Consider the following 6,499-nt stretch of genomic DNA (forward strand, 5'->3'; position numbering starts at 1 on the left):
GCGGCGGAAGCCGCCACGGTCACCGCGGTCGTCACGGTTGAAGCCACCCGACGGGCGGTCATCGCGACGGAAGCCACCGGACGGACGGTCGTCACGGCGCTCGTCGCGACGGAACCCGCCGGACGGGCGGTCGTCGCGGCGGAAGCCGCCACGGTCACCGCGGTCGTCACGGTTGAAGCCACCCGACGGGCGGTCATCGCGACGGAAGCCACCGGACGGACGGTCGTCACGACGCTCGTCGCGACGGAAGCCACCCGACGGGCGGTCGTCGCGGCGGAAGCCGCCACGGTCACCGCGGTCGCCGCGGTCGTCACGGCGGTTGTCGCGGCGCTCGTAGTTGCCCCGCTCGTCACGGCGCTCGAAGCTGCGCTGCTCCTGGGCGGCGGCCTGCGCGGCCTGCTCGGCCACGACGGCGGCGACCTCGGCCTCGGCGGCCTCGACGACCTCGGCGACCGCGGCCTCCGGGTCCTCGCCGCGCTCACGCGCGGAGCGGGCGACCAGGCGGTCGGCCTCCTCGCGCAGCTCGGCGGCGCGGCGCGTCATGCGCTCCAGCTGCTTGGTGAGCTCGGCGACCTCGCGCTCGGCCTGCTTGGCGGCGTTGTTCGCGGAGTCGGCCTGGACCTCGGTGAGCGAACGCGCACCGGTGATCTCGGCGACCTCGGGGTCGAACGCGCCGGCCCCGCCGACGATGTGGCGCGAGGCGTCGACGCCCGCGTCCTCCATCAGGCGGAAGATCTGGCGGCGCTGGTGCGGCAGGGCGAGGGAGACCACGACGCCCGACTTGCCGGCGCGGGCGGTGCGGCCCGAGCGGTGCAGGTAGTCCTTGTGGTCGCCGGCCGGGTCCACGTTGAGGACCAGGTCGATGCCGTCGACGTGGATGCCGCGGGCGGCGACGTCGGTGGCGACGAGCGCGTTGACGTAGCCGTCCTTGAAGTCGGCCAGGACGCGGGTGCGGGCGCCCTGCGTCATGCCGCCGTGCAGCGCGTCGGCCTTCACGCCGGCCTCGACGAGCTGCTCGGCGATGCGGTCGGCGCCCAGCTGGGTGCGGACGAAGATGATGGTGCGGCCCTTGCGGGCGGCGATGGCGGCCGTGACCGGCGCCTTGTCCTTCGGCTTCACGACGAGGACGTGGTGGGTCATGGTCGTGACGTTGCCCTGGGCGCTGTCGACCTCGTGGCTGACCGGGTTCGACAGGTAGCGCTTGACCAGGGTGCCGATCTCGTTCTCCATCGTGGCGGAGAAGAGCATGCGCTGGCCGCCGGCCGGGACCTGGTCGAGCAGCTCGGTGACCTCGGGCAGGAAGCCCAGGTCGGCCATCTGGTCGGCCTCGTCGAGGACCGCGACCTCGACGTTCTCCAGGGAGCAGGCGCCACGGTTGATGATGTCGCGCAGACGGCCGGGGGTGGCGACGAGGATGTCGACACCGCGCTCCAGGGCGTAGATCTGGTTGCCCATGGAGGTACCGCCGCAGACGACCTTCATCTTCAGGCCGAGGACGTCGCCGTACGGCTGGAGGGCGTCGGCGACCTGCATGGCGAGCTCGCGGGTCGGGGTGAGGATGACCGCGCGGGGCTTCTTCTTCTCGGTGTGGCCGTCGGCCAGGCGGGCCAGGGTCGGCAGACCGAAGGAGAGGGTCTTGCCGGAGCCGGTGCGGCCGCGGCCGAGGATGTCCTTGCCGGCCAGGGCGTCCGGGATGGTCGCGGCCTGGATCGGGAACGGGGTGGTGACACCGTTCTGGGCGAGCTTGCGGACGACGCCCTCGGGCAGGCCGAGGTCCGCGAAGGTCACCTGGGGCTCGGCGTCGGCGTCGGCCGCGCCGTCCTCGTGCGTGTCGTCGGCGGCGGTCACATCGGCCTCGAGGGCCTCGATGATCTCGTCCGCCTCCGCGGCCTCCATGGCCTCGGTCACCACAAGGGCTTCAACGGCCTCGACGATCTCGTTGGAGTCGTTCTCGGGCATGACGGCACGGTCAGAACTGGAAATGGACATGCGAAATGCGAAACCTTCCGGAGTCTCGGCACGCGCCCAAACTCCGTGAATCGCAAATCGACCGCCTCGATGCGGTCAGCCACGGCTAGGGAGAGTACGCGCCACACGGCGCTCTTCGGATTCGGCGCCGGGCAATGGGATCAAACGATCTATAACCATACGCACCCATCCGGGGGTCTGGCAAGTCGTTCCGCCCCGATCCGCCCTGACCTGCGGCGATACCGGTTGCCGACCTCGGGCGACCCCTGCCCCTAGGCGGGGCTGGCCGACGCGCTGGGCTCCGGCTGCGGCGGCGAAGAGGCCGGCGGAGTGGGGGAACTCACGGGCGGCTCGGGGGTCGGCTGCTGGGCGGGCGGCGTGGCCGGCCCCCCACCGGAGCCACCGGCTCCGCCCCCGCCCGAGGGCGGCTGCTGCGGCCCTTGGCCCCCGGCCCCGCCCGCCGCCGGGCCGGCCGAGGGCGAGGGAGCTCCGGGCCGCCCGGCCGGCGCCCCCGGGCTCGGTGACGCCCCGGTCGCGCCGGAGGCCTTGCCGTCCTCGGCGGTCTTGCCGTCCTGGCCCTGCGCGCCGGCCTTCGCGCCGCGCCCGGATCCGCGGGTCCCGGCGGTCCGCCCGGCCGCGGCGCCGGCCGCGCCGTCGGCGCTCTTGTGGTTCGCGGCGGTGGAGGGGCCGGGCTTGGCGGCGTTCTCGCCGACGCTCATGCAGCCCGTACTGGCCGCGACAGCGAGCGCGGTGACGGCCAGTCGGAGGGAAGCGGACAACGGGCGCACGGGAAGCACCTCCGAAGGGGCGGAAAGGGCCCGCAAGGGGAGCGGGTCAATATGCCCAACTCCCTTTGCTCCGTAAGAGTCACGCCCTTGGGGACACCGGCTGTCCGCAATCCGCCCGGCCGCCCGGGCGCACCGCGGCGGCTCAGACCAGCAGCTGCCGCGCCACCTGCGACCCCAGCACCACCGCGCCCAGCCCGGCCAGCACCGAGGCCGCCACGTTCGCCGCCGCCAGGAAGCGCCGGCCCCGCTCGGCCAGCCGCAGCGTCTCGTACGAGAACGTCGAGTACGTGCTCAGCGCCCCGCACAGCCCGGTCCCCAGCAGCAGCCCCAACTGCGAGGAGGCCGCACCGGCCAGCGCCGCCCCGGCCAGCGCTCCGAGCACCAGGCAGGCGGCCGTGTTCACCACGAACGTCCCCCAGGGGAACACCGAATCGTGGCGCACCTGCACCGCACGGTCCGTCAGGTACCGCAGCGGCGCCCCGACGAGCGCACCCGCCACCACCAGCAGCCAGTTCACCCGCGCCTCCGCCCCGGAGCGCGCCGCGCCGCCGCCCGGGCCGCGGCCCGTACCGCCGTGCGGCGCACCGCGAGGCGGGTCGCCGAGGCCGCCGCCCAGACGGCGCCCAGCGCTGCGACCACCGTGAGCCCGGCGTACGCCAGCGCGAGCTCGGCCTCGCCGCCGTCCAGCAGGCGCGCGAAATCCACCGCGTACGTGGAGAAGGTGGTGAACCCGCCGAGCACCCCGACCCCGGCGAACGGCCGCAGCAGCGGGTGCGGCGGCGTCCGGCCGCCCTCCCCGATCAGCACCATCAGCACCCCGATCAGCGCGCAGCCGACCGTGTTGGTCCAGAACGTCGCCCACGGGAAGCCCTGCGGCCCCGCCGGCCACAGCAGCGCCAGCCCGTACCGCGCCGAGGCCCCGAGCGCCCCGCCGACGGCGACCGCCGCCAGGACCGGGCCCTGCGGCTCGGCGCGCTGCGCCGGCACGTGCAGGTCGACGTCCGGGTCGATGGCCTCGGCGCCCTCGACCGGCCGCGTCATCCGTACCCCAAGGCGTGCAGCCGGGCGTCGTCGATCCCGAAGTGGTGCGCGATCTCGTGGACCACCGTGATCTCCGTCTCCGCGATCACGTCCTCCCGGTCCTCGCACATCCGCAGCGTGGGGTTGCGGTAGATGGTGATCCGGTCCGGCAGCACCCCGGCGTACCACTCGCCGCGGTCCGTGAGCGGGGTCCCCTCGTACAGCCCGAGCAGCTCGGGGTCGTCCGCCGGCGGCTCGTCCTCGACGAAGACCGCCACGTTGTCCATCAGCCGCGTCAGCTCCGGCGGGATGCGGTCCAGGGCCTCGGCGACGAGCTCCTCGAACTCCTCGCGTGTCATCTCCAGCACGCGGTCATTGTCCCTCCGGCCGGGGCCCTCCCCGGGGGCCGGGGGAAACCGTTTTGGCGATAGGTCCCCGCATCCCATATGCTTCTCACGTCCCCGACGCGCTGGAAAGCGCCCCGGCGGGCCTTTAGCCCTCATCGTCTAGTGGCCCAGGACGCCGCCCTTTCAAGGCGGTAGCACGGGTTCGAATCCCGTTGGGGGTACGCATTACCGTGTGCAAGACTGGTTCTCGCACACTGCATGGTCCTGTGGAGCAGTTGGTTAGCTCGCCACCCTGTCAAGGTGGAGGTCGCGGGTTCAAGTCCCGTCAGGATCGCTGAGACCGGAAACGGTTTCGTGGCTGGGTAGCTCAGTTGGTACGAGCGATCGCCTGAAAAGCGATAGGTCGCCGGTTCGACCCCGGCCCCAGCCACAAGAGGAAGGCCCCGTCCCCCGGACGGGGCCTTCTGCGTTACCCCTCCTCCGCCGGCGCCGCCCCGGCGCGGGCGGCGCTGCGCCGGCGCACCAGGGCCACGGCGAGCGCGCCCACGGCGACCGAGGCCAGCAGCGCCCAGTCCGGCACCGCCCCCGCGACCGCCTGGACCCGCTGCTCCACCGCGTACGAGTCGTCCACGTCCAGCAGCCCGGGAAGGGCGCTCGCCCCGTCGTACGCGAGGAACAGCGCGCCCAGGGCGATGAAGAACAGCCCGGACAGCAGCGAGGTGGTGTGCAGCTCCAGCCGGCCCAGCCGGAGCGGGCGCCCGCGCAGCCAGCGCCGCCGCCCGAGGTCGAAGCGCTCCCACAGCAGGGCCAGGAGGAACAGCGGTACGGCCATCCCCAGCGCGTACACCGCCAGCAGCAGCCCGCCGTAGACCGGGCTGGCGCTGACCGCGGCCACCGTCAGGACGCTGCCCAGGATCGGACCGGCGCAGAACCCGGCCAGCCCGTACACCGCGCCCAGCGCGTACACCGACACGGCGGTCGTCGGCCGGATCCGGCCCGACAGCTCCGAGATCCGCCGCGGGGCGAAGCCCAGGCCCAGGATCTGCACGACCCCGAGGGCGATGATCAGCCAGCCGCCGGCCAGGACGAGGGCGTCGCGGTGGCCGTGGAAGAACCGCCCGGCGGTCGAGGAGGCCGCGCCCAGCGGGACGAGGGTGGTGGCGAGGCCCGCGTAGAAGATCCCGGTCCGGGCCAGCAGCCGGCTGCGGGAGTCGATCGAGTACGCGAAGAAGGCCGGCAGCAGCAGTGCGCTGCACGGGCTGAGCAGGGCCAGGAGGCCGCCCAGCAGGGCGGCGAGGTAGCCGATGCCGGTCATCGCGCCGCCCCGGCGCCGGCTGCGGCCTCTGCCTTGGCCTTGGCCTGCTCGATGGCCGCGGCGAAGGCGGCCTGCGGCTGGGCCCCGGCGATCGGCCGGCCGTTGACCAGGAAGGACGGGGTGGAGCTCACCCCGATGCCGTAGCCCTCCTCCTGGTCCTTCTGCAGCGCGGCCGAGGCTGCCTCGCCGGCCATGTCCTGCCGGAAGCGGTCCAGGTCCGGGACCCCGGCCTCGCGGGCGAGCTCCAGCAGCCGCGCCTCGCCGAAGCCCTTCTCCTTGGCGCCCTGGGCGTAGGCGGCGGCGTGGAACTGCCGGAACCGGTCCTGCTGCCCGGCGGCCCAGGCGGCCTTGGCCGCGGCCTCGGACTCCGCGCCGAAGATCGGGAAGTTGCGCCACTCGATGCGCAGGGTGCCGTCCTCGACGTACTTCGCGATCAGTGCGGGCTCGGTGTCGCGGGTGAACTTGCCGCAGTAGCCGCACTTGAAGTCGGCGTACTCGATCAGCACGACGGGCGCGTCGGCGCGGCCCACGGCCAGCTTGTCGCCGGCCTCGCGCCGGGCGAGGCCGGCCAGGCCGGCATGAGCGTCGGAGCCCGCGGACCGGGGCTGCGAGGCGGAGGCCCCCCGGTCGGCGCGGTCGGCGCGCTCGGCGGGCTTGGTGGCCTGCCAGGAGGCGAGCCCGAGGGCGACGGAGGCTGCGGCGACGGCGGCCGCGATCAGCAGCGGCCTGCGCCGGGAGGCACTGCCGGACGAGGACGGGGACGGGGAAGGAGAAGAGGGCATGCGGATGCTCCAGAGCTGCGAAGTGAAGGACGAGGGCGAGGATGAAAGGCGGACGCCACAGCGGGCGACCGGCCCTCCTACACCCGCATCACCGACAGCTCCACCGGGCCGGGCGCCGGCCGTTCGGGCCCGCGTACGCAGGCCAGCGCGCGCGGGAGCGCGCAGGGGGCCCAGCCGCCGCGGGGGGCCGGCCGGGCGCCCCCCCCGCCGCCCGGGACCGGGTGGGCGGCCGGCCGGCCCCGGACCGCCGGGGCCCCGGGGGGGCGCGCCCGCCCCCGG

7 protein-coding genes and 3 tRNA genes are annotated in these 6,499 nt (G+C 74.4%); 3 read left to right on the forward strand and 7 right to left on the reverse strand.

Annotated features, from left to right (window positions below; genetic code table 11):
* The 5 genes from ABZ924_RS18295 to ABZ924_RS18315 all read right to left on the reverse strand — a co-directional run.
* Positions 1-1,989 (reverse strand): DEAD/DEAH box helicase (locus tag ABZ924_RS18295; RefSeq protein ID WP_361910303.1); only part of this gene is annotated, 1,989 nt, incomplete at its 3' end.
* Positions 1,990-2,240: 251 nt separating this feature from the next.
* Entirely contained in the window at positions 2,241-2,747 is a 507-nt protein-coding gene (locus ABZ924_RS18300) for a hypothetical protein (RefSeq protein WP_361910306.1), read from the reverse strand.
* A 151-nt stretch (positions 2,748-2,898) separates the two neighbouring features.
* A complete protein-coding gene (gene crcB / locus ABZ924_RS18305; RefSeq protein WP_361910308.1) occupies positions 2,899-3,273 on the reverse strand; it encodes a fluoride efflux transporter CrcB in 375 nt (124 codons plus the stop codon).
* Positions 3,270-3,797 carry a CrcB family protein gene (locus ABZ924_RS18310; protein WP_361910310.1) on the reverse strand — a complete coding sequence of 176 codons (528 nt, stop codon included), beginning with the start codon at positions 3,795-3,797 and terminating at the stop codon, positions 3,270-3,272. The genes crcB and ABZ924_RS18310 overlap by 4 nt, the downstream gene beginning before the upstream one ends.
* Positions 3,794-4,144, reverse strand: coding sequence for a metallopeptidase family protein (locus ABZ924_RS18315; RefSeq protein ID WP_361910312.1), 351 nt, complete (start codon positions 4,142-4,144; stop codon positions 3,794-3,796). Before ABZ924_RS18315 ends, ABZ924_RS18310 begins: the two co-directional genes overlap by 4 nt.
* Before the next feature lie 127 nt (positions 4,145-4,271).
* Here ABZ924_RS18315 and ABZ924_RS18320 point away from each other — a divergent pair.
* From ABZ924_RS18320 to ABZ924_RS18330, 3 genes are all read left to right on the forward strand, one after another.
* A tRNA-Glu gene (locus ABZ924_RS18320) sits at positions 4,272-4,344 on the forward strand.
* A gap of 39 nt (positions 4,345-4,383) precedes the next feature.
* A tRNA-Asp gene (locus tag ABZ924_RS18325) sits at positions 4,384-4,457 on the forward strand.
* A 22-nt stretch (positions 4,458-4,479) separates the two neighbouring features.
* Positions 4,480-4,553 (forward strand) — tRNA-Phe (locus ABZ924_RS18330).
* Between the two features lie 39 nt (positions 4,554-4,592).
* Here the strand turns inward: ABZ924_RS18330 and ABZ924_RS18335 are convergent.
* Both ABZ924_RS18335 and ABZ924_RS18340 read right to left on the reverse strand, forming a co-directional pair.
* Positions 4,593-5,438, reverse strand: coding sequence for a cytochrome c biogenesis CcdA family protein (locus ABZ924_RS18335; protein ID WP_361910314.1), 846 nt, complete (start codon positions 5,436-5,438; stop codon positions 4,593-4,595).
* A complete protein-coding gene (locus tag ABZ924_RS18340) occupies positions 5,435-6,220 on the reverse strand; it encodes a thioredoxin domain-containing protein (RefSeq protein ID WP_361910317.1) in 786 nt (261 codons plus the stop codon). The genes ABZ924_RS18335 and ABZ924_RS18340 overlap by 4 nt, the downstream gene beginning before the upstream one ends.
* Positions 6,221-6,499 lie beyond the last annotated feature (279 nt).

Origin of the sequence: Streptomyces sp. NPDC046876, from assembly GCF_040645035.1 — a bacterium.
Lineage (GTDB): Bacteria > Actinomycetota > Actinomycetes > Streptomycetales > Streptomycetaceae > Streptomyces.